This is a genomic window from Streptomyces sp. NPDC005791, assembly GCF_042871485.1.
GTDB lineage: Bacteria > Actinomycetota > Actinomycetes > Streptomycetales > Streptomycetaceae > Streptomyces.
In genome coordinates, this window is the sequence record NZ_JBIAIP010000005.1 from 64854 (window position 1) to 84444 (window position 19591).

At 70.6% G+C, this 19591-nt stretch carries 13 protein-coding genes; 10 read left to right on the plus strand and 3 right to left on the minus strand.

Translation table 11 applies throughout. The features are described from left to right. Nucleotides 1-27 precede the first annotated feature (27 nt). The gene (murC, locus tag ACFYSH_RS11890; RefSeq protein WP_359473132.1) at nt 28-1422 is read left to right on the plus strand and encodes a UDP-N-acetylmuramate--L-alanine ligase; all 1395 of its coding nucleotides are present in this window, start codon (nt 28-30) and stop codon (nt 1420-1422) included. Between the two features lie 9 nt (nt 1423-1431). After that, nucleotides 1432-1839, plus strand: coding sequence for a peptide-methionine (R)-S-oxide reductase MsrB (gene msrB / locus ACFYSH_RS11895; protein ID WP_359473135.1), 408 nt, complete (start codon nt 1432-1434; stop codon nt 1837-1839). An 87-nt stretch (nt 1840-1926) separates the two neighbouring features. On the opposite strand, the gene ACFYSH_RS11900 is transcribed toward msrB, so the two are convergent. The 3 genes from ACFYSH_RS11900 to ACFYSH_RS11910 form a co-directional block, all read right to left on the minus strand. Continuing rightward, nucleotides 1927-4092 carry an MMPL family transporter gene (locus tag ACFYSH_RS11900; protein ID WP_388752076.1) on the minus strand — a complete coding sequence of 722 codons (2166 nt, stop codon included), beginning with the start codon at nt 4090-4092 and terminating at the stop codon, nt 1927-1929. Nucleotides 4093-4132: 40 nt separating this feature from the next. Next, nucleotides 4133-4681, minus strand: a complete 549-nt coding sequence (locus ACFYSH_RS11905; RefSeq protein ID WP_388752078.1) for a TetR/AcrR family transcriptional regulator — start codon at nt 4679-4681, stop codon at nt 4133-4135. 494 nt (nt 4682-5175) lie between these two features. Then, nucleotides 5176-5646 (minus strand): hypothetical protein, encoded by a 471-nt coding sequence (locus ACFYSH_RS11910; RefSeq protein WP_359473144.1) that lies wholly within the window; start codon nt 5644-5646, stop codon nt 5176-5178. A gap of 509 nt (nt 5647-6155) precedes the next feature. On the opposite strand from ACFYSH_RS11910, the gene ACFYSH_RS11915 reads away from it, so the two are divergent. From ACFYSH_RS11915 to ACFYSH_RS11950, 8 genes are read left to right on the plus strand one after another with little or no spacing between them, the layout of a single operon-like run. Continuing rightward, nucleotides 6156-8006, plus strand: a complete 1851-nt coding sequence (locus ACFYSH_RS11915; RefSeq protein WP_359473147.1) for a phage tail sheath C-terminal domain-containing protein — start codon at nt 6156-6158, stop codon at nt 8004-8006. A 43-nt stretch (nt 8007-8049) separates the two neighbouring features. Then, a complete protein-coding gene (locus ACFYSH_RS11920; RefSeq protein ID WP_359473150.1) occupies nt 8050-8574 on the plus strand; it encodes a phage tail protein in 525 nt (174 codons plus the stop codon). Nucleotides 8575-8582: 8 nt separating this feature from the next. Further along, nucleotides 8583-9341, plus strand: a complete 759-nt coding sequence (locus ACFYSH_RS11925) for a hypothetical protein (RefSeq protein ID WP_388752081.1) — start codon at nt 8583-8585, stop codon at nt 9339-9341. Next, nucleotides 9334-10065 carry a hypothetical protein gene (locus ACFYSH_RS11930; protein WP_359473156.1) on the plus strand — a complete coding sequence of 244 codons (732 nt, stop codon included), beginning with the start codon at nt 9334-9336 and terminating at the stop codon, nt 10063-10065. The genes ACFYSH_RS11925 and ACFYSH_RS11930 overlap by 8 nt, the downstream gene beginning before the upstream one ends. A gap of 4 nt (nt 10066-10069) precedes the next feature. Next, on the plus strand, nt 10070-10876 hold the full coding sequence (locus tag ACFYSH_RS11935) for a DUF4255 domain-containing protein (RefSeq protein ID WP_388752083.1): 807 nt from the start codon (nt 10070-10072) through the stop codon (nt 10874-10876). 30 nt (nt 10877-10906) lie between these two features. After that, nucleotides 10907-12949, plus strand: a complete 2043-nt coding sequence (locus ACFYSH_RS11940; protein ID WP_359473162.1) for an ATP-binding protein — start codon at nt 10907-10909, stop codon at nt 12947-12949. After that, nucleotides 12940-13224: a hypothetical protein gene (locus tag ACFYSH_RS11945; RefSeq protein WP_359473165.1), complete on the plus strand. Its 285-nt coding sequence runs from the start codon at nt 12940-12942 to the stop codon at nt 13222-13224. The genes ACFYSH_RS11940 and ACFYSH_RS11945 overlap by 10 nt, the downstream gene beginning before the upstream one ends. Further along, complete coding sequence (locus ACFYSH_RS11950; RefSeq protein ID WP_388752085.1) at nt 13221-19565, plus strand: DUF4157 domain-containing protein; 6345 nt, start codon at nt 13221-13223, stop codon at nt 19563-19565. The genes ACFYSH_RS11945 and ACFYSH_RS11950 overlap by 4 nt, the downstream gene beginning before the upstream one ends. Nucleotides 19566-19591: the final 26 nt, after the last annotated feature.

Sequence of the window (19591 nt, forward strand, 5' to 3'; positions counted from 1 at the left end):
CCACGTCACACCTCGGGAGAGACACGTATGGCACCCGGTATTCCTGCCGCCCTGGAACGGCCGCACTTCATCGGCATCGGCGGCGCCGGAATGTCGGGCATCGCGAAGATCCTCGCCCAGCGCGGCGCGAAGGTGGCGGGCAGCGACGCCCGGGAGTCCGCCACCGCCGACGCTCTGCGCGCGCTGGGAGCGACCGTCCACATCGGGCACGCCGCCGGGCACCTGGCCGACGACGCGACCTCGGTGGTCGTCTCCAGCGCCATCCGCGCCGACAACCCCGAGCTGGTCCGTGCCGCCGAGCTGGACATCCCCGTCGTCCACCGCTCCGACGCGCTCGCCTCCCTGATGGAAGGCCTGCGCGCCATCGCGGTCGCCGGCACGCACGGCAAGACGACCACCACGTCGATGCTCGCCGTCGCCCTCTCCGAGCTGGCCCTCGATCCCTCGTACGCCATCGGCGGCGACCTGGAGGGCCCCGGCACCAACGCCACGCACGGTCAGGGAGACATCTTCGTCGCCGAGGCCGACGAGAGCGACCGGAGCTTCCAGAAGTACGCCCCCGAGGTCGCGATCGTCCTCAACGTCGAGCTGGACCACCACGCGAACTACGCCTCGATGGACGAGATCTACGAGTCCTTCGAGACCTTCGTCGGCAAGGTCGTCCCCGGCGGCACCCTGGTCGTCGCCGCCGACCAGCCCGGTGCCGTCGAGCTCACCCGCCGGGTCCGTGACCTCTCCTCCCTCACCGTCGTCACCTACGGCGAGTCCGAGGGCGCGGACGTACGCGTGCACAAGGTCACCCCGCGCGGACTGACCAGCGAGGTCACGGTCGTCCTCAACGGCAAGTACCTCACCTTCACGGTCTCCGTCCCGGGCCGCCACTACGCGCACAACGCGGTCGCCGCGCTCGCCGCCGGCGTCGCCCTCGGCATCCCCGCGCACAACCTGGCCTCCGCCATCGGCAAGTACACCGGGGTCAAGCGACGCCTCCAGCTCAAGGGCGAGGCCGCCGGCGTCCAGGTCATCGACTCGTACGCGCACCACCCCACCGAGATGACCGCGGACCTGGAAGCCATGCGCGGAGCGGCGACGGACGCCCGCCTCCTGGTGGTCTTCCAGCCCCACCTCTTCTCCCGCACCCAGGAGCTCGGCACGGAGATGGGTCAGGCCCTCGCCCTCGCCGACGCCTCGCTGGTCCTGGACATCTACCCGGCCAGGGAGGACCCGGTTCCGGGCGTCACGAGCGCGCTGATCATCGATGCCGCGAAGGCCGCGGGCGCCGACGTCACGGCCGTCACCGACAAGGCCGCGGTCCCCGCCGCCGTCGCGGGAATGGCGAAGCCCGGCGATCTGGTTCTCACCATGGGAGCGGGCGACGTCACCGACCTCGGCCCGCAGATCTTGGACCACCTGTCGAGCTGAGGAGCCACCGTGTCGTACGACGTCGAGAAGCCGGACGAGCAATGGCGGGCGGAACTGTCGCCCGCCGAGTACGCGGTGCTGCGCAAGGCCGGCACCGAGCCCGCGTTCGTGGGTGAGTACACCGACACCAGGACCGCGGGCGTCTACTCCTGCCGTGCCTGCGGTGCGGAGCTGTTCCGCTCCGAGACCAAGTTCGAGTCGCACTGCGGCTGGCCGTCCTTCTACGACCCGAAGGACACCGACGCGGTCGAACTGCTCCAGGACGACACCCTCGGCATGACCCGCACCGAGGTGCGCTGCGCCCGCTGCGGCTCGCACCTCGGGCACGTCTTCGAGGGTGAGGGCTATCAGACGCCCACGGACCAGCGGTACTGCATCAACTCCATCTCGTTGACCCTGGCGCCCGACGAGAGCTGACCACGCCGCTGCCGGCCCGTACCGGCGCCGGAGCCGACGGAACGGCCCGCCAGGAGACATGAACTCCTGGCGGGCCGTTCCGTCACGTCACGTCTTCACGAGCTCGGCGTCCTGCCGCTGCACCGGGATGTGGCTGTTCAGCCGCTCGCCCTCGATGTCGAGGTCGGGCAGGGCCCGGTCGACCGGGCGCGGCAGATACCAGGCGGCGCGTCCCAGAAGGTGCATGACCGCCGGAACGAGAGCCATCCGTACGACGAACGCGTCGATGAGCACGCCGATCGCCAGGGCGAACCCGATGGACTTGATGATCGGGTCAGGCATGAACACGAATCCGCCGAAGACGGCAAACATGATCACCGCTGCGGCCGTGACCACGCGCGCGTTGTGGCCGACGCCGCTGATGACGGCCTCGCGGGCGTCGGCGCCGTGGACGAAGTCCTCCCGCATCCGCGAGACGAGGAAGACCTCGTAGTCCATGGCCAGTCCGAAGAGGATGCCGATCAGGAGGATGGGCAGGAAGCTGACCAGCGGGCCGGGCGTGTCGAGGCCGACCAGATCCGCCAGATGGCCCTCCTGGAAGATCGCGACGGTGATGCCGAAGGTGGCACCGATCGTCAGCAGGAAGCCGAGCGCCGCCTTGAGCGGAACCAGGACCGACCGGAAGACGAGCATCAGCAGCAGGATGGACAGACCGACCACCAGCAGGAGGTAGACCGGAAGCGCGTCGGCGAGCTTCTCGGAGACGTCGATACCGACCGCGGTGGCACCGGTCAGCGCGACGCCGGCTCCCTTCACGTCCTCCACCCGGTCACGGATCGTGTGGACGGTGTCCTCGGTCGCGGCGTCGGTGGGACCCGTCTCGGGGATCACCGCCAGCAGGGCGGTGGTGCCCTTCTCGTTCATCTGCGGCGCAGCGACGGCCAGTACGCCGTCGGTGTCCGTGATCAGCGCGGTGGTCTCCTTGACCGCTGCGCCGGTCGCCTGCGCGCTGTCGCCTGACACGACGGCGATCAGCCGGCCGTTGAAGCCCTCGCCGAACCCTTCGGTGGTCAGGTCGTAGGCCTCACGGTTGGGTGACCCGACCGCCTCGGTGCCCGCGTCGGGCAGGGACAGCCGCATGTCCTGCACGGGCAGGGCGAGCGCGCCGAGGCCGACCACACCGACGAGGAGCACAGGAACGCGCAGCCGCGCCACGATACGGCCCCAGCGGAAGCCGAAACCGGTCCCGGTCTCGACGGAGACGGGTGTGCGCTCCTGGGTCCGGAGCTTCCGGGGCAGTACGCGTACGCCCGCGAAACCGAGGACGGCGGGCAGCAGCGTGAGGGAGACCAGTACGGCGAGGGCGACCGTGGCGGCGGCCGCCAGCCCCATGACCGTGAGGAAGGGGACGCCGGCCACGGCGAGCCCCGCCAGTGCGATGACGACGGTGGCGCCCGCGAACACGACGGCGGAACCGGCGGTCCCGGTCGCCCGGCCGGCTGCTTCCTCCCTCTCCATGCCCTGCGAGAGGTACTGGCGGTAGCGGGAGGTGATGAACAGCGCGTAGTCGATGCCGACGGCCAGGCCCAGCATGAGCGCCAGGATCGGCGCGGTGCTCGTCAGCTCCACGGTGCTGCTGAGGGAGAACAGCCCGGCCATGCCGGCCGCCACGCCCACCAGGGCGTTCAGCAGGGTCATGCCCGCCGCCACCAGGGAGCCGAAGGTGAGGACCAGGACGAGGGCGGCCACCGCGACACCGATGGCCTCGGTCGAGCCGATCTCCGGGACGCCCCGCATGATCTCGCCGCCGTGCTCGACGCGGAGGTCGGTGACGTCCGACCCCGCCTCCCTGAACGACTCGCGCTGCGCGTCGGTGATGCCGTCGACACCCGACTCGAACTGCACCTGGATCAGGGCGTAACGGCCGTCCTGCGAGACGGCCTTGGACATGAACGGGTCGACGGCCGCGAGGACACCGGGAACCTTTCCGGCCTCCTCGGTCACGGGCGCCACAGCCGCCGGTGTGAGCTTCCCGCCCTCGGGAGCGGCCACGACGATGGTCCCGGTCGCGCCTCCTGCCTGCGGGAATTCCCTGGAGAGCGAGTCCAGGGCCTTCTGGGACTCGGTGCCCGGTATCGAGAACTTGCTGGTGGTGGGCCCGCTGAAGGCTGCCGCGCCGCCTCCGAGCAGGGCGAGCAGCAGAAGCCACAAGGCGAGGACACGGCCTCGGCGACGGAACGAGAACCGGCCTAGCCGGTACAGCAGGATAGCCATGTGAAAGAGGCGTCTTTCTCTTGGATCTGGACGACTTCTGTCAGCTGGTGGGATGTCCGAGGGTTCTCAGTGCTCCCCGGACCAGTTCGGCGCGCAGGGTGTCGCGGTCGACGTCGACGTCGGAGGCGACCGTGACGGCCACCCCTCCGATCACCATCTGGGCCCTGACACGCGCACGCGGTTGTTCGGAACGGCCGGCCAGCGCGTCCGCGAGCCGGTCGACCGCCTCGGGGATGACGGCCAGGACCGGGTGGCCGAGCATGTCGGGCAAGGCGGCGAAGATGATCTTTATCTCCAGATGGAACCGCACCGCCAGCCCGACGAAGCCCGCCACGGCCGGCTCGACGGCCTGCTCGCCGTCCAGCGCCGCCAACTCCTCACTCAGGGCGGAGAGCCCTTCGGCCGGTGAGGCCAGCAGTTCGGTGAGGATCGCGTCCTTGCTGGCGAAGTGGTACAGCAGGGACGCCTTGGAGCAGTGCGCCTCGACGGCGATGTCGTGCAGCGAGGACCCCTTGAAGCCGTGCTCGGCGAAGAGGTGCAGGGCGGAGTCGAGGATGTGACGGCGCATCGCGGAAGGCGGACGTGGCATGGGTCCACCGTAGCTGACCGATCGGTCAGCTCTGACCGATCGGTCAGGTGACCCCGGCCCCTCGACCGAAGGGGAGGGGAGTGCGCGTGATGTCGACCGCGTCTCAGGGCCGTACGGACCGTGCTGCGCGAGGTCACGTTCGGCGAGCTGGAGGAGACCTGCGGGATCGTCGGCATCGCGAGCGTGCAGACCGCCGTAGCCGGTCCGGCCGCGAGCATCAGCCCGTGCCGGCGACCGGGCGAGAAGGAGGGGATCGCCTCCCTGTCCTGGCCACGGTCGCCTGGGGAGACGCGGGAACGAGGGGCGCGGTCGCTGCCGAAGCGGCCGGACTCGCCGTCACACCCGCGCAGGTGGCGTTCGCCTGGCCCCTCGGCCGCTCACCGGTCGTGCTGCCGGTCACGGGCACCGCCCGGATCGGTCATCCGGAGGAGAACCTCGCCGCCGGACGACTCCATCCGACCCCGGTTCGGGCAGCGTCATCCAAGTGGGAGGCCCTACTCCTGGTCGGACTCCGCGCCCGCCTCGGCCCGCAGCAGCGGGTGCACCACCCCGGGGAACACCCGGGCCCGTACGACCTCCTCCGCCGCACCGCCCTGCACCACGGTCTCGGTCACGCCCCACGGGCGCCCCGCCAGGTGAACGGTCAGCGTGTACGAGGACGAACAGCCCATGCACTCGTACCGGTCCGCCCAGATCTCCACGTCCGTGACGCTGCCCGGGTAGCGCTTCACGTGCCGGTGCCGGGCGTGGCAGTGGCCACAGGTCTCGCCGGGCTCGCACGTGCCGCCGCACGGGCAGGGCACATCGAGCGAGTCCGCGGGCTGCCAGCGCTGGACGAGCCGGGCGTCGCGGGTGGCGCCCATGTCCTTCATCGCCTTCAGGTTCCGCGCCGCGACGTTGTACGACTCGCCCGTCGCGGCCATCCGGTCCCGGATCACGTCCTTGCGCCCGCGGTTGGTGGTCATGTCTTCCTCCTGGGTGTACGCAGCCCGCCAGGAGGCCCACGAAATCGTCCTCCCTACGGTACCTGCCGCTTCGCACCCGCGGTCCCGGTGCCGGTCGCGCGATCCGTGCGACCGCACGGCGGCGCGCCGCCATCGAGCCAATTCGGCTTGTTCTGCTCATCCGGCCCGGGTTTCCTGTGAAGTACTGGTGAATTAAATCTTCATATGCTGATGGGAAAAACCTCTGACCACGTCACATCATTAATTTCCGATCCGGCCATCCGTCGGCGCCGGATGACTGAATCACTGTCTTGACCGGTTCTCGTGGCGCGATACACACTCGCAACAGGCACTCATGCATCAGGAGCCACCGGCGCACGCAGATGCGGATGGCCCTGCGAGACCAGAAATCGCACGGGGTGAACGACGGGGGAAACGCGTGGGGGATCGGTGTGTGCGATTTCGATGGGTGCACACACGTCCTTCACCTCTCCACTCATCTCTTGGTGCGCGAAGGGAATGGAGGGGGAATGCCGACGCACATGGGCTATCCCGGTGTGTACATCGAAGAACTTCCCAGCAGCGTTCGCACGATAGCCTCGGTCACCACCTCGGTGACCGCGTTCGTGGGGCACACGCGCCGGGGTCCGCTCAACCAACCGGTACGGGTCACCAGCTTCGCGGACTTCGAGCGCCGGTTCGGCGGACTCACCTCGCAGAGCGCCCTCAGCTACGCGGTGCACCAGTTCTTCGGCAACGGTGGAACGCTCGCGGTGGTCGTCCGGGTGGCCAAGGCCGGCACGGGTGAGGACGCCTGCGTCACTCTTCGCTCCACGGAGGGGCGCAGCGAGTGCCCCGTGCTGGAGGTGCACGCCAAGGAGCCCGGAGTGTGGGGCTCGGGCCTGCGGGTGGCCGTCGACCACGACACCCCCGCGCCGGACAGAACCTTCAACCTGCGGATCCTCGATGCCCGCGGTGGTGCCCGGGAGTCCTTCACCGGACTGTCCATGGACGCCGGCCACGGCCGCTTCGTCGAGACGGTCGTCAACGCCGGCTCCTCCCTGGTCCGGGTGAAGGCCCTCGACGAGGACCGCCCGGACCCGTCGGGCACGGTCTCCAAGCCCTTCGCGGCGGCCTTGCCGAACCTGGAAGTCGAGCTGAAGGTCAAGATCGGCGACGTGGAGCGGGAGTTCACGCTCTTCGAGCCCGACCGCGACGGTGAACCGCCGAGCAGCGTGACCGAGCTGGCCCTCCTGCTGGAGCGCAAGCTGCGCGCGCTGCCCGACGCCCCTGGGAGGCACGCCTTCGCCGGGGCCGAGGTCACCGCCTTCGGCCGGCGGGTCCAGGTCGTCGCCGGGTCCGTCGACCCGGACGACGTGGTCCGCTTCGTCGGTGAGTGCGCCAACGACCTCGGGCTCGAGGCCTCGGTGAATTCGCCTGTCTTCCCGTTGGAGGGTGGCAAGGACGGTGACCCGCCGGGCCCGCGTGATCTCATCGGCAGCGAGGGGGCCAAGACCGGTCTCCAGTCGCTGCGGGACGTGGACGACGTCAACCTGCTGGCCCTGCCGGAGCTGTCGGCGTACGAGTCCACCGAGGACATGGTCACCGTCCTGTCGGCGGCCGCGCAGCTCTGTCAGGAGCGGCGGATCTTCCTGCTCGTCGACTCGCCCTCGACCTGGGGCAGCGTCGATGCCGCGCGTGCGGGGATCGGTGCGTTCGAACCCGTCCGCAGCAATCACGCGGGGCTGTACTTCCCGCACCTGCGGCTGACCGACCCGCTGACCGGCAGGCTGCGTTCCTTCCCGCCGTCGGGTGCCGTCGCCGGGGTGATCGCCCGCACCGACGGCGAACGCGGGGTGTGGAAGGCGCCCGCCGGGACCGAGGCGCGGCTCGCCGGTGTCCGGTCGCTGACGGTCAAGCTGACCGACCGGGAGAACGCGCTGCTCAACCCGCTGGGTGTGAACTGCCTGCGCACCTTCCCCGTGGTGGGGCCGCTGGTCTGGGGTGCCCGCACGCTGGAGGGCGCGGACGCGCTCGCCAGCGAGTGGATGTACGTACCGGTGCGACGGCTGGCGCTGCACGTCGAGGAGAGTCTCTACCGCGGGCTGCAGTGGGTCGTCTTCGAACCGAACGACGAGCAGCTGTGGCAGCAGATCCGCCTCAAGGCGTCGGCCTACCTCAACGACCTGTTCAGGCAGGGCGCGTTCAAGGGCGGCACACCGCGCGAGGCGTACTTCGTGAAGTGCGACAAGGACACCACCACCGAAGCCGACATCGAACGCGGAGTGGTCAACGTCGTGGTCGGTATCGCGCCGGTGAAGCCCGCGGAGTTCGTGATCGTCAAGATCCAGCAGTTCGCCGGACAGTTCGACCTCTCGTAGCCGGCCTCTCGTAACCAAGGAAAATGGAACACGAAGGAAACCGATGGCTGAGTTCCAGATAAACGCCCATCGCTTCGACCCCTACAAGAATTTCAAGTTCCTGGTCCTCTGGGACGGTAGAACGGTCGCGGGCATCAGTAAGGTCAGTCCCCTCAAGCGCACCACAGAGGTGGTCAAACACCGGCACGGCGGTGATCCGAGCTCGCCGAGGAAGTCGCCGGGCCGCTCCGAGTTCGAGGGCGTCACGCTCGAACGCGGCGTTACCCACGATGCCGAATTCGACCGATGGGCCAACAAGGTCTGGCAGGTGGGTGCCGGGCTCGGTTCGGAGGTCTCGCTCCGGGACTTCCGCAAGGACATCATCATCCAGGTGCTCAACGAAGCCGGGCAGGTGGCCGTCTCGCACAAGCTCTACCGGGCCTGGGTCAGCGAGTACCAGGTCATGGGCGAGCTCGACGCGAACGCCAACGCCGTCGCCATCCAGAGCGTGAAGCTGGAGTGTGAGGGCTGGGAGCGCGATTACGAGATCCCGGAACCGGTCGAGCCGTCCTTCACCCACCCGGCCTGAACGTCGCCGTGAGCCCTGGGACGACCCCGGTGGGGCCCGCCGAACTGCTGGCCGCCTGGGAGACCGGGCTGTCTCTGGGAACGGCGGAGAGATCGCTGCTGCTGCACCGGGCGGCCCGCCCGGGGGCCGGTACCGATGTGCTGCTTTCGGTACCGGTCGGCGAGCGCGAGGCCGATCTGTTCGCGCTGCGCCGGTCGCTCTTCGGAGAGCGGATGCAGGTGCGGACCGAGTGCGGTTCCTGCGGCGAGGCCATGGAGTTCGACCTCGACACGGGTGCGCTGGGTGCCCGCCCGGCGGCGGGGGACCGGCTGCTGCGCGTGGCGGAGGACGACTGGGTGGTCGAGTTCCGGCTTCCCACCGTCGCCGACCTCGCGGCGGCCGGTGCGGCCGCCTCGTCCGCCGACGCACGGCGGCGGCTGGTGACGGGCTGCACGGTCCGGGCGCTGCGCGGCGGCGAGCCCGTCACCGCGGAGCGGCTGGCCGCGCTGCTGCCCGAACGGGTGGAGCGGCTCATCACGGAGAAGGCCGCCGAGGCCGACCCGACGGCCGAGGTGACGCTGAACGTGGCGTGCCCCGCATGCGGTGAGGCCACCCGGGCCGAGCTGGACATCACCTCCTACCTGTGGACCGAACTGGACAGTTGGGCGAGGGACGTGCTTCTCGATGTGCATCTGCTCGCCACCGCCTACGGGTGGAGCGAACCCGACATCCTGGCGCTCAGCCCCACGCGGCGTCGTTACTACCTGGAGCTGTGCACCGATGGCTGACTACTTCGACCGGTTGCTCGCGCGGTACACACCGGTGGCCGCGGCCGACGCCACCGGCGCACGGGTGCGGGTACGGCCGCGGCTGTCCGGGCCGTTCGAGCGGGCCGAGGCGCTGCGGTACGGCCCGCCCGAGGCGGACGAGCCCGCCGCGCTGCTCCCCTCCGCCGCGAGCGCCGACCGGAATCCGCCCCGGCCGCCTCGGCCGGACCGGGAGGTGCGTACGGAGCGGCACACCGTGGTGCGCACCGAGCGCGTTCCCCAGCCCGCCGAGTCCGGGCAGCCGGCCCGGCCTCCGGCAGCGGCCCCGGCACCCCTGTTGCGGCCCTCGGCGGCCCCGGCGTCGAGGATCCGGCCCGCCGGTGCGGAAGGCGCGCGGCCTGCGCACCCGGGGCGGCCGTCCGCTCCGGACGAGCCGGCGGCGCCCGTGGCGCCGGCGGCACCGGCATACGCGCCGGTGGCACCGGTGCGCGCGGCAGCACTCACCGGGCCGCGCGGATCCGACGCCGCCACGGCACGGAGCGTGGCACCCGGCTCGGTGGGACGGCGCGCACCGCGCCCGGCCGAACGCGTCGTGCACGTACAGATCGGCAGGCTGGAGGTCAGCGCGGCGCCGCAGCCAGGAGCGAACGCCTCACCGGCGGGGCACCCCGCACAGCGGACCGGCCGGCCCGCCCCCGTACTGACGCTGGACGACTACCTGTCGCGTGGCGGGAAGAGGGACTGACGACATGAGCAACGCACTCGCGGTCGCCACGGTCACCCAGGCGCTCGCCCTGCTGATCGAGAGCAACCTGGGGCCCGAGATGGACATCGCGGTCAAGGTGGAGACCCGTAAACCGCCGTCGGAACCGCCGGGCGAGCCGACCATCACGGTGTTCCTCTACCAGGTGACCCCGAACGCCGCGATGCGCAACAACGATCTGCCGACGCGCGCCGCCGACGGCACCCTGCGCGACCGGGCGGCCGCACCGCTCGACCTGCACTACGTGATCAGCGCGTACGGGGAGGAGACGGAGCTGGTCGGGCAGCGGCTGCTGGGCTGCGTGATCCGGACGCTGCACGAGATTCCGGTACTGCCACGGGAGCTGATCGAACTGGCCGCGGAGCGACCGCACCTGGCGGGAAGCGACCTGGCGGACTCGCTGCAGAAGGTGCGCTTCACGCCGACGGTCATGGACGTCGACGAGACGTCCAAGCTGTGGGGGATGCTGCACCAGACCCCCTACACCCTGTCGGTGGCCTACCAGGCGTCGCTGGTGGTGATCGAGGGCCGCGAGAAGCCGGTCCCGGCGAAGCCGGTGCAGCAACGCACGGTACGAGTGGTGCCCCTCGGGACGGCACCCGCGGCACCTGCGGCTCCCACCGCGCCCGTCGTTCCCCTCGGCACGGCTCCTGTGGAGAAGGCTCCCGCGAAGAAGGCCGCTGCCAGGAAGGCCCCCGCCAGATTCACCAGGACCGCCGCCCAACGAGCGGCTCCGCCGCGTCCCCGCAGGACGTCCGGGAGCGACGTACCGACGCCGGACGACAAGGGCTGAGCCGACGTGCGCAACACGGGGGGTGAGGGCATGGGTACGCACGCAGGCGCCGGTGGCGGCGGGGACCGTGACGCGGCAGCCCAGGGTCGGGCACTGCTGGCGGCCGTCCACGCCGTGCTCGCCCGCGTCGACTCCCACGCCGAGCGCGCGGCACACGGACCGCGTGCGGCAGGGCCCGAGCGGCCCGCACCGAGCGGTGACCCGGATACGGACACCATCGCCCCGGCCGACCACACGGCCGACGCCGCAGGTGGAGCCCTGGCCGCGCCGCCGGGTCCCGCCGCACTCGATGCCCTGGTCGCCTGCTTCGGGCTCAGCCCGTTCGAGCGCGAGATCGTCCTGCTGGCCGCGGCGGCCGAGCTCGACCCCACCACGGCCACCCGCTGCGCCGCGGCCTGCGGGGACCCGGAGCGTACGTACCCCACCTTCTCGCTCTCCCTCGCCGCCCTCGCCGATCCCCACTGGAGCGCACTGACTCCCGTCGCCCCGTTGCGACGCTGGCGCATCGTCGAACTCGACGACGAGACCCGGCTGACCACGTCCCGGCTCCGGCTCGACGAACGGATCCTGCACTTCCTGGCCGGCTCGCCCTATCTGGACGCGCGGCTGCACGGCCTGCTCCGCCGGACCACCGCCCCGGACTCGTTGCCCGCTTCCCATGACCAGGCGGCGAGCCGGGTCGCCGCGGGCTGGGCGGGGACGGGGCGCGGTGCGCCGCTCCGGGTCGAGCTGGTCGGAGGCGATCTCCGTACCCGCGCGGACATCGCCGCGGTCGCGGCCCGACGCTCGGGACTCGCCCTCTACGAGATGTCGGCCGCCGACCTTCCGGCCGCCCCCGCCCCACGGGATCTGCTGGCCCGGCTGTGGCAGCGCGAAGCGGTACTGCTGCCCGCGGCGCTGCTGGTCGAGGTCGGTGACCTGGACCGCGAACAGGGCGCTGCCACCGATGCGTTCGTCGAGAGCGCCGCCGTGCCACTGGTCGTGTCGAGTGCCGAACCGCGGCGGACGGCACGCCCGCGCGGGGAACGTGTGGTCGTTCCGGGGCTGGACGCGGACGAGCAGCTCGGGGTGTGGACCGATGCGTTCGCCGAGGTGCCGGACGTGTCGCAGGACGACCTCCGCGACCTCGTGGCCCAGTTCTCGCTGGCTCCCCATCTGGTCCGCGCGGCAGGAGCGGCCGTGGCCAGGGACCTGCCCGGCGAGGAGGAGCGGGACGCGGCAGGCCTGGCCTGGCAGGCGGGCCTCACCGAGGCCCGGATGGGCATGGACGAGCTGGGCCGGCGGATCGAACCGCAGGCATCCTGGGACGATCTGGTGCTGGCGGAGCGGCAGGTGCGGGTGCTGCGTGAGATCACCGCGCATGTGCGACAGAGGCCGACCGTGTACCAGGAGTGGGGCTTCGCCGGGACACTGCGCCGGGGGCTGGGCGTCACCGCGCTCTTCGCCGGCGGATCCGGCACCGGCAAGACCCTCGCCGCCGAGGTGATGGCGAAGGAACTGGGCCTGGACCTGTTCGTCATCGATCTCTCCCAGGTGGTCAGCAAATACATCGGGGAGACCGAGAAGAACCTGCGCAAGGTCTTCGACGCCGCCGAGCAGGGCGGGGCGCTGCTTCTGTTCGACGAGGCCGACGCGCTGTTCGGCAAGCGCAGCGAGGTCAAGGACTCCCACGACCGTTACGCCAACCTCGAAGTCAGCTACCTGCTGATGCGGATGGAGGCGTACCGGGGCCTGGCCGTCCTCACGACGAACATGAAGCAGGCGCTGGACACGGCGTTCATGCGCCGTATCCGCTTCGTCGTCGACTTCCCCTTCCCGGGGGAGAGCGAGCGCGCCGAGATCTGGCGCCGTGTGCTGCCCGCGCGTGCGCCGGTGAAGGGCGTCGACCCCGCTCTGCTGGCGCGCCTGACCGTGGCGGGCGGTTCCATCCGCAACATCGCGCTGTCAGGTGCGTTCCTCGCGGCGGAGGAGGGCGACCGGCTGCAGATGCGCCACATGCTGGAGGCCGCCCGCACCGAGTACCTGAAGCTCGACCGTTCCCTGACACCGTCGGAGGTGCACGGATGGGTCTGAACGAGCAGCGCACGGTACGGGTGGACATCGGCGAGCTGGTGCTCGACGGGTTCGGCCGGGTGGACCCTGCACGCGTGTCGGAGGCGTTCCAGGCGGAGTTGGGCCGGCTCGTACGGGAACGGGGCATCCCGCTCGCCGCCGACGGCGGACAGGCGCTGGACGCCCTTGCCGGACTGCCCCCGCTGCCCGCGGACCTTTCCGCGCGGCGCCTCGGCCAGGAGCTGGCGCGCGCCGTGCACACGGGCCTCTCGGGCGGGGGCGAGGTGACACCATGAGCACGTCCCACGCGCAGGAGACCCGGTCGGACCAGACCGGCAAGCGGCGTAGACGCAAGGAACGCGCCGCGACCCGGGCGCCCGAACCGAAGGACATCGTCAGCGGCGCGGGCCAGCCGCTCGACCTGGGCGTCCGGCGGGAGCTGGAGGAGCAGCTCGGACACGACTTCAGCCGCGTACGGCTGCACACCGACCCGGACGCGGGTGCGCTCACCGAGTTGCTCGGCGCGGACGCGGTCGCGGTCGGCCAGGACATCTTCTTCCGGGACGGCGCGTACCGCCCCGGCACGGTCGACGGACAGCGGCTGCTCGCCCACGAATTGCTGCACACGGTGCAGAACCCGCACGGTCTGGGCGCGCTACGGGCGGGACGCGACCTGGGCGAGGTGAGCCTGCCGCAGCAGGAGATGGAGCGCGAGGCGGAGTCGGCGGCCCAGGAGGCCGTGCGGGACGGGGAGCCCTCCGCCCGGGTCGAGGAAGGGCGGGAGACGCCGGGCTGGCTGCGGTACGCGACCGTGGACGCGGACCGCAACCGTCTGGAGCAGATCGACCCGGCGACGCTGGTGGATCGGCTGGCGAACGGCCTGCTGCGCTCGCTGCGCGGCGATCCCGCCGACCTGTCCGGGCGAGTGCGCTGGGAACTGGCCCGCTTGGCGCCGCAGTTGCAGGACTCCGTACTGGACCGGCTGGAGAACCGGCTGCTCACGTCCGAGTACGACCGGCTGCTCGATCTCGCCGAGGAAGCGGAGACCGGGCCCGCAGGCTTCACGTCGGCCGATGTGCCTGTCCCGGAGATCGACCTCTTCGAGGCACTGGGCGTGGAGCGCACCCGGTGGAAGCGTGAGCAGGAGGGGGAGGCGGCCTCCACCAGCCGGCGCGACGACGACGCCCGCGAGGAGCGGCGGGATGCCATGGACCGCGACGAGCAGCGGGACAGCGACCGCAGCAGAGCGCGTTCCGACGCGGCGGCAGAGGACCGGGAAGCGGCACAGCGCGAGGAGCGCGAGGACGAGCGCGCGCAGTCGCGCGAGCAGGCCGAGCAGGAACAGCAGCAGGAGGACGAGAAACGGTCCCAGGACCGGCAGCGCACCGACGAGGCCGCCGACGCGCGGGCGCGGGGGCGGCAGGAGGGCACCGAGGAGGCGAAGGAGGAGCGCAAGGCGCAACGGGACCGCGAGGAGCGGGACCCGGAGCAGGCGAACGCGCCCGGAGCCGACAAGCGCGAGCGCAACGACGACGCGACGAAACCGGCGGTCGGCTCGCAGCAGGAGAACCTCGCCCCGAAGGCGAAGGCCCAGCCCGGCCCCGTACGCCCGGAGAAGGTCGACGAGCGCGGCGACCAGCCGGACAGCGCGCTCTCCGAGCACAGGCTGCACGAGAAGGACGAGATCGAGGGCGAGCCGCGCGAGGAGGAGAAGCCGCTCGGCCTGGAGGCGGGCGCGGAGAACGAGATCGGTGGCGACCAGGACCGTGAGCGGAGCAGGGCGGGCGCCGCTCGGGCCGAGGTGGAACTGAAGCCCGAGGACCACCTGCCCGAGACCGACCTGGACCTGTCCGCCGTACCGACGGCGGACGACGTGGCGCCGGGAGCGGCACCACCGAGCATGCCGGCCTTCCCCGCACCGCCGCCGACGAAGGCCGAACGGGTCCAGCAGGAGAGGGAGAAGGAGCAGCAGGAGGAGGACGAGGACGCCGGGGCTCCCGAGGCGAAGGCGCCCGGTCAGGATGAAGGGCCGGTCGAAGGCGAGGCACCCCGCCCGGAGGGCGGGCCGGTGGCGCAGGCGCAGGACCGCAGCGCGAAGGATCTGCAGCCCGAGAAGGCCACCGACCAGGAGGTCGGTCCGGACCCGGAGACGACCGACAGGGAACAGCAGGAACCGGAGGCCGAGAAACCTGACCCGGCCCAGGAACAGGGGCAACAGCGGGGGGCTGCCTCTTCCGGCACCACGGGGGAGCGGGACACCGACGACGCGGAGGACGCCCGTGACGAAGGGCGTCAGCTGAGTGAACGAGGACAGCAGGAGATGCGGCGGGGCGTCGCCGGCGTCAGGCCGGTCCCCGCCGCGACCGATGCCGCTCCCGCTGGCTCGCCCGTTCCGGCCGCGGCACGGCCGGCCGGTGCCCAGCCGCAGAGGACGGCCGTCGAGGACCGCAACCCTTCCCCGGCCGCACGCCGCGATGCCGAGCCGCCCAAGCCGGAGCGGGAGGCGGCCGGTCCGAAGAGCCGGGTGCCCAAGGAGTCCGGTCCCGGGGTGTCGCCCCGCGGTTCCGTGGGCGCTTCCGAGCCGGCGGGTCCGACCGCCGCGGCCGGACCCGGTGCGGCGGCGTCAGCAGCCCAGGCCGCCGTGAGCCCGGCGGCCGAACAGGCGGGCGCCCCCGGCGCGGAGGCCGCGGGGCCCACAGCGGAAGCGTCGTTGGAGAAGGACGGCGGCGGCTGCGCCCCGCCGGAGCCCGCGGCGGAGAAGGACGAGGCAGGCGGCAGCTGCGGTGGGGGCGGGGGCGCCGCGCCCGAGGAGAAGAAGGACGAGGAGCCGCCGGACGTCTCCGGCCAGGACCCCAAGGCCGCGATCGGCACGGTGAGCAAGCTGGCGCCGGACCAGGCTGCCGCCGCGATGCCGGGTGTGGACGCCGCGGCCGACAGGAAGGTCGGTGAGGAGCAGCAGCGTCTCGACGCCAACCCGCCGAAGCGGGAGCGGCCTTCGGGTGCGCCGCGTACGCAGTCGGGGCCGCCGCAGGCCGCGCCGCCGGCCGCTCAGGTGACCGGAAAGGTGGAGAAGCTCGGGCCGAAGGACCAGGGCGACAGGCAGCGGGCGAAGGGCAGCGAGAAGGCCGACGGGGCGAAGCCCACGGACAGTGCCCCTCCGCCGCCCATGCCCGTGGCGGCTGAGCTGAGCGCCGACGAGGCGAAGAACGTGGAGGCCGCGGCCGACGCCGTCCCGACCGTGGACCCCGAACTGCGCAACAAGACGGTCGGTCCCGCGCCGAAGATCCGGTTGGAGGGGGCGAGCGACCCCAAGCGGACGGACGACCAGGCCAAGGCTCTCAAGGACAAGCAGTCCGACATCCGGAGCACGGGGCGCGACGACGCCGCCAAGCCGATGGGTGAGGACCAGATCTTCCCGAACGCGCCGCAGGAACAGCTCGTCGGCAAGGCGACCGGCCGCGCGGCCGCCAAGCGCAGCGTCGGCGTGGCCAAGGGCGCGCGGGCCCAACCGGGTGTGGGCGCGGTCGCCAAGCAGGAGCGCGGAGGTGAGATCCAGGGCGCGGCAGGCCAGGCCCAGGGCGATCTGGGCGTCAAGGAGAAAGAACATCAGCAGGGCGAGCAGCAGTCCAAGAAGGAGAAGCAGACAGAGATCGACCGCGAGGTCACGCGGAACACGGAGAAGCAGACCGCGGAACGCGGCCGGGCGGCCGAGAACGCGCTGCGAGAACGCGAGACCTGGCGAACCGAGCAGGACAAGAAGGTCGAAGAGGCGGACAAGAACTCCGAGAAGGAGCACACCGCCAAGAACAAGGAGATCGTCAAGGCTCGCGACGACAAGGACAAGGAAGTAGGCGACAGGAAGGACAAGGACAACCAGCAGATCGACACGGAGCGCGAGAACGCCGAGAAGGAGGCGGAGAGGAAGAAGGAGGAGGAAAAGCCCTCCGGAGGATTCTTCGGCTGGATCGCGGACAAGGTGAAGGGCTTCTTCACCGCGCTCCTGGAAGCCGTGACGGCGGTGTTCGACGCCGCGCGCAAGGCCGTGAACAGCATCATCGACACGTTCAAGGAGTGGGCGAACAAGGCCATCGACTTCGTGCGCGACCTCGCGATCGCGGCGATCAACGTGCTCGCCGACGCGCTGATCGCGATCGGTGACGTGCTGCTGGCGGCGTTCCCCGAACTGCGGGACAAGTTCCGCAAGGCGATCGAGGGCCTTCGGGACAAGGCGATCACGGCGGTCAACACGCTGGCGGACGGCCTGAAGAAGGCCGTGAACGCACTGCTGGACGCGCTGGCGGCCGGTCTGAACGCGCTGCTCGACCTCCTCGAGGCGGGAATCAAGGCCGTCATCAAGGCCTACCAGGCGGTCATCCTGGGCGCGATCAAGTTCGCGCAGGCGGCGATCGAGGCGCTGGGCAAGTTCGCTGCCCTGGTCGCGGACATCGCACCGGACCCGGGCGGCTGGGTGGGCAAGGCGGGCAGCTCGGCGAAGTCCGGTATCCAGGACCACCTCTGGGGCGCGATCAAGACGGGCGTCAAGCGGTGGTTCGACACGAAGGTCGAGGGCATCCTCGGGCTCGGCAAGGCCGTGATCGACGTCCTGGTGAAGGGCTGCGTCTCGGTCAAGCAGATCGGGAAGATGGCGTGGGACGCGATCATCGCCTCACTGCCGATGATGATCGCCTCGATCGTGATCGAGAAGGTCGTCTCGATGATCGTTCCCGCAGCGGGCGCGATCCTCACGATCGTGCAGGGTCTGATGGCCGCCTGGCAGAGCATCAGTTCGATCCTCTCCGCCTTTAGCAAGTTCTGGGCCTACCTGAAGGCGGTGAAGGCCGGTCCGGCGGCGTGCCTGTTCGCGGAGGCGGTGGCCGCGGGGATCGTGGCACTGCTGGACTTCATCGCGAACTTCCTCATGATCCGCCTGTCGGGCGCGACGAAGGGCGTGGGCAAGAGGCTCCAGGCGATGGCGCAGAAGATCACGAAAGGCCTGAAGAAAACGGGCAGGGGCGCGAAGAAGGCGGCGGGCTCGGCGGTCAACAAGGCGCGGGACGCGATGCGGAACGCGAAGACGGCGATGACGAAGCCGGCGGTGTCGCCGAAGGCGGAGGGCAAACCGTCGCCGAACCCGAAGGCACCGGTGAAGCCGAAGGACACGGCGACCCCGAAGGGGCCGGCGAAGCCGGGGCCGTCTCCGTCCGCGACGAAGCCGGGGTCGACGAAGGACAGGTCCCCCGAAAATTCCCCTCGGGCACCCGAGAAGCACAAGGAGATCGAGGGCCCGAAGCCGACCAGGCCGAGAAAGCCGAAGTCGCCGCTGGGCAAGGCGCTGGGCACGGCGAAGTCGGCCGTGAGGTCGGCCCTGAAAAAGGTCCGCAACGCGGGGAGGACACTGGGCAGAAAGCTCAGGAGGAGCAAGCTGGGCAAGGCGCTGACGAACAGCGCGTCGAAGCTGCGGAACGCGTTCACGAAGAAGCGCGACCAGCTTCGTGGGCGTCACAAGCAGCGTACGGACGCCAGGAAGCAGCGTCGTGAGGACCGGCGTAGGCAGGAGCGGTCTCCCGAGTCGAAATCCCGGCGTCTTTCCCTGATCGTCGAGCGGCTTCGGCGCACCATCGTCCCCCTTCTCAAGCGCGGGTTGCGCGGGCCGGTCTATTACGGGCTCCTTCAGGCGCTCCGCGTCTGGCATCGGCTCACGCGCCTGACATCGTCCGGTCAGTCGGATTTCCGCATCACCGCCACCCTCAACCCCAGTGGCGATGTCACGCCGGGAACGTGGGACGAGGACGAAGACGGGTACAGGGTCGCCCGCTTCGAGCCGTTCGAGACCGATCCGCAAGGCAAGAAGGACAAGGACCTCAAGGAGGACGACCCGGACGTCGCAGCCTTCCGCAGGGCCATCGCCGCACAGTTGGACGACCTCAAGAAAGACGCATCTCTGAACGAGGTGAAGGGCCTGTGCGCACGCCTCGCGGACAAGTCGCGCGGCATCAGGTCGCAGCAACTGAGGTGGCTCGATGAATCACCCGACGCGTCGACTCTCCTGCTGGATCACCCGGGCGCCGCCATCTCGGCGGTAGGGCGCTTCCAGAAGGAGAGTCTGTACGAGCCCACCGGTGAGGTCATGGCCCAGAGCGTGTTCAGAGACAGCAACGGGGGTCAGTACGTTCGCGATCAGAAGGGCCAGTACGTCCCCCGCCGTGTGACGCGGAACATGTCCGAGGCAGATCTGGCCTCCTACAAGGAGCACGGAATCTCCGCACGGAAGAAGGGGGCGAACATCGCCCCGTGGCAACACGTCACGGGTGTCAAGAACTCTCCTTTCATATCCACGACAAAAATCGACGGAGGGAACATCACCGACCCGAAGGGGCTGAAATGGAGCACGGCGGAGGGGTTCGCGTTCTACGGCACGATCGAGATCGACCTCGCGCACATCAACCCTGACTACATTCTCGACCTCACGACGAGGAAGGGGCAGCGGGAGTGGAACCTCACCACGCCTGGCAAGAAAATTATGCAACAGGCGCTGCGAGACGTCGTGCGAACACAGGAGGTCCTCGTCCGAGGAACCATTCCCAAGGCTGCCATCACGCTCATCATCGACAAGAACGGAAAGCCAGTCACCCGCTGAAGGCTCCCGACCGCGAACCAGGAAAG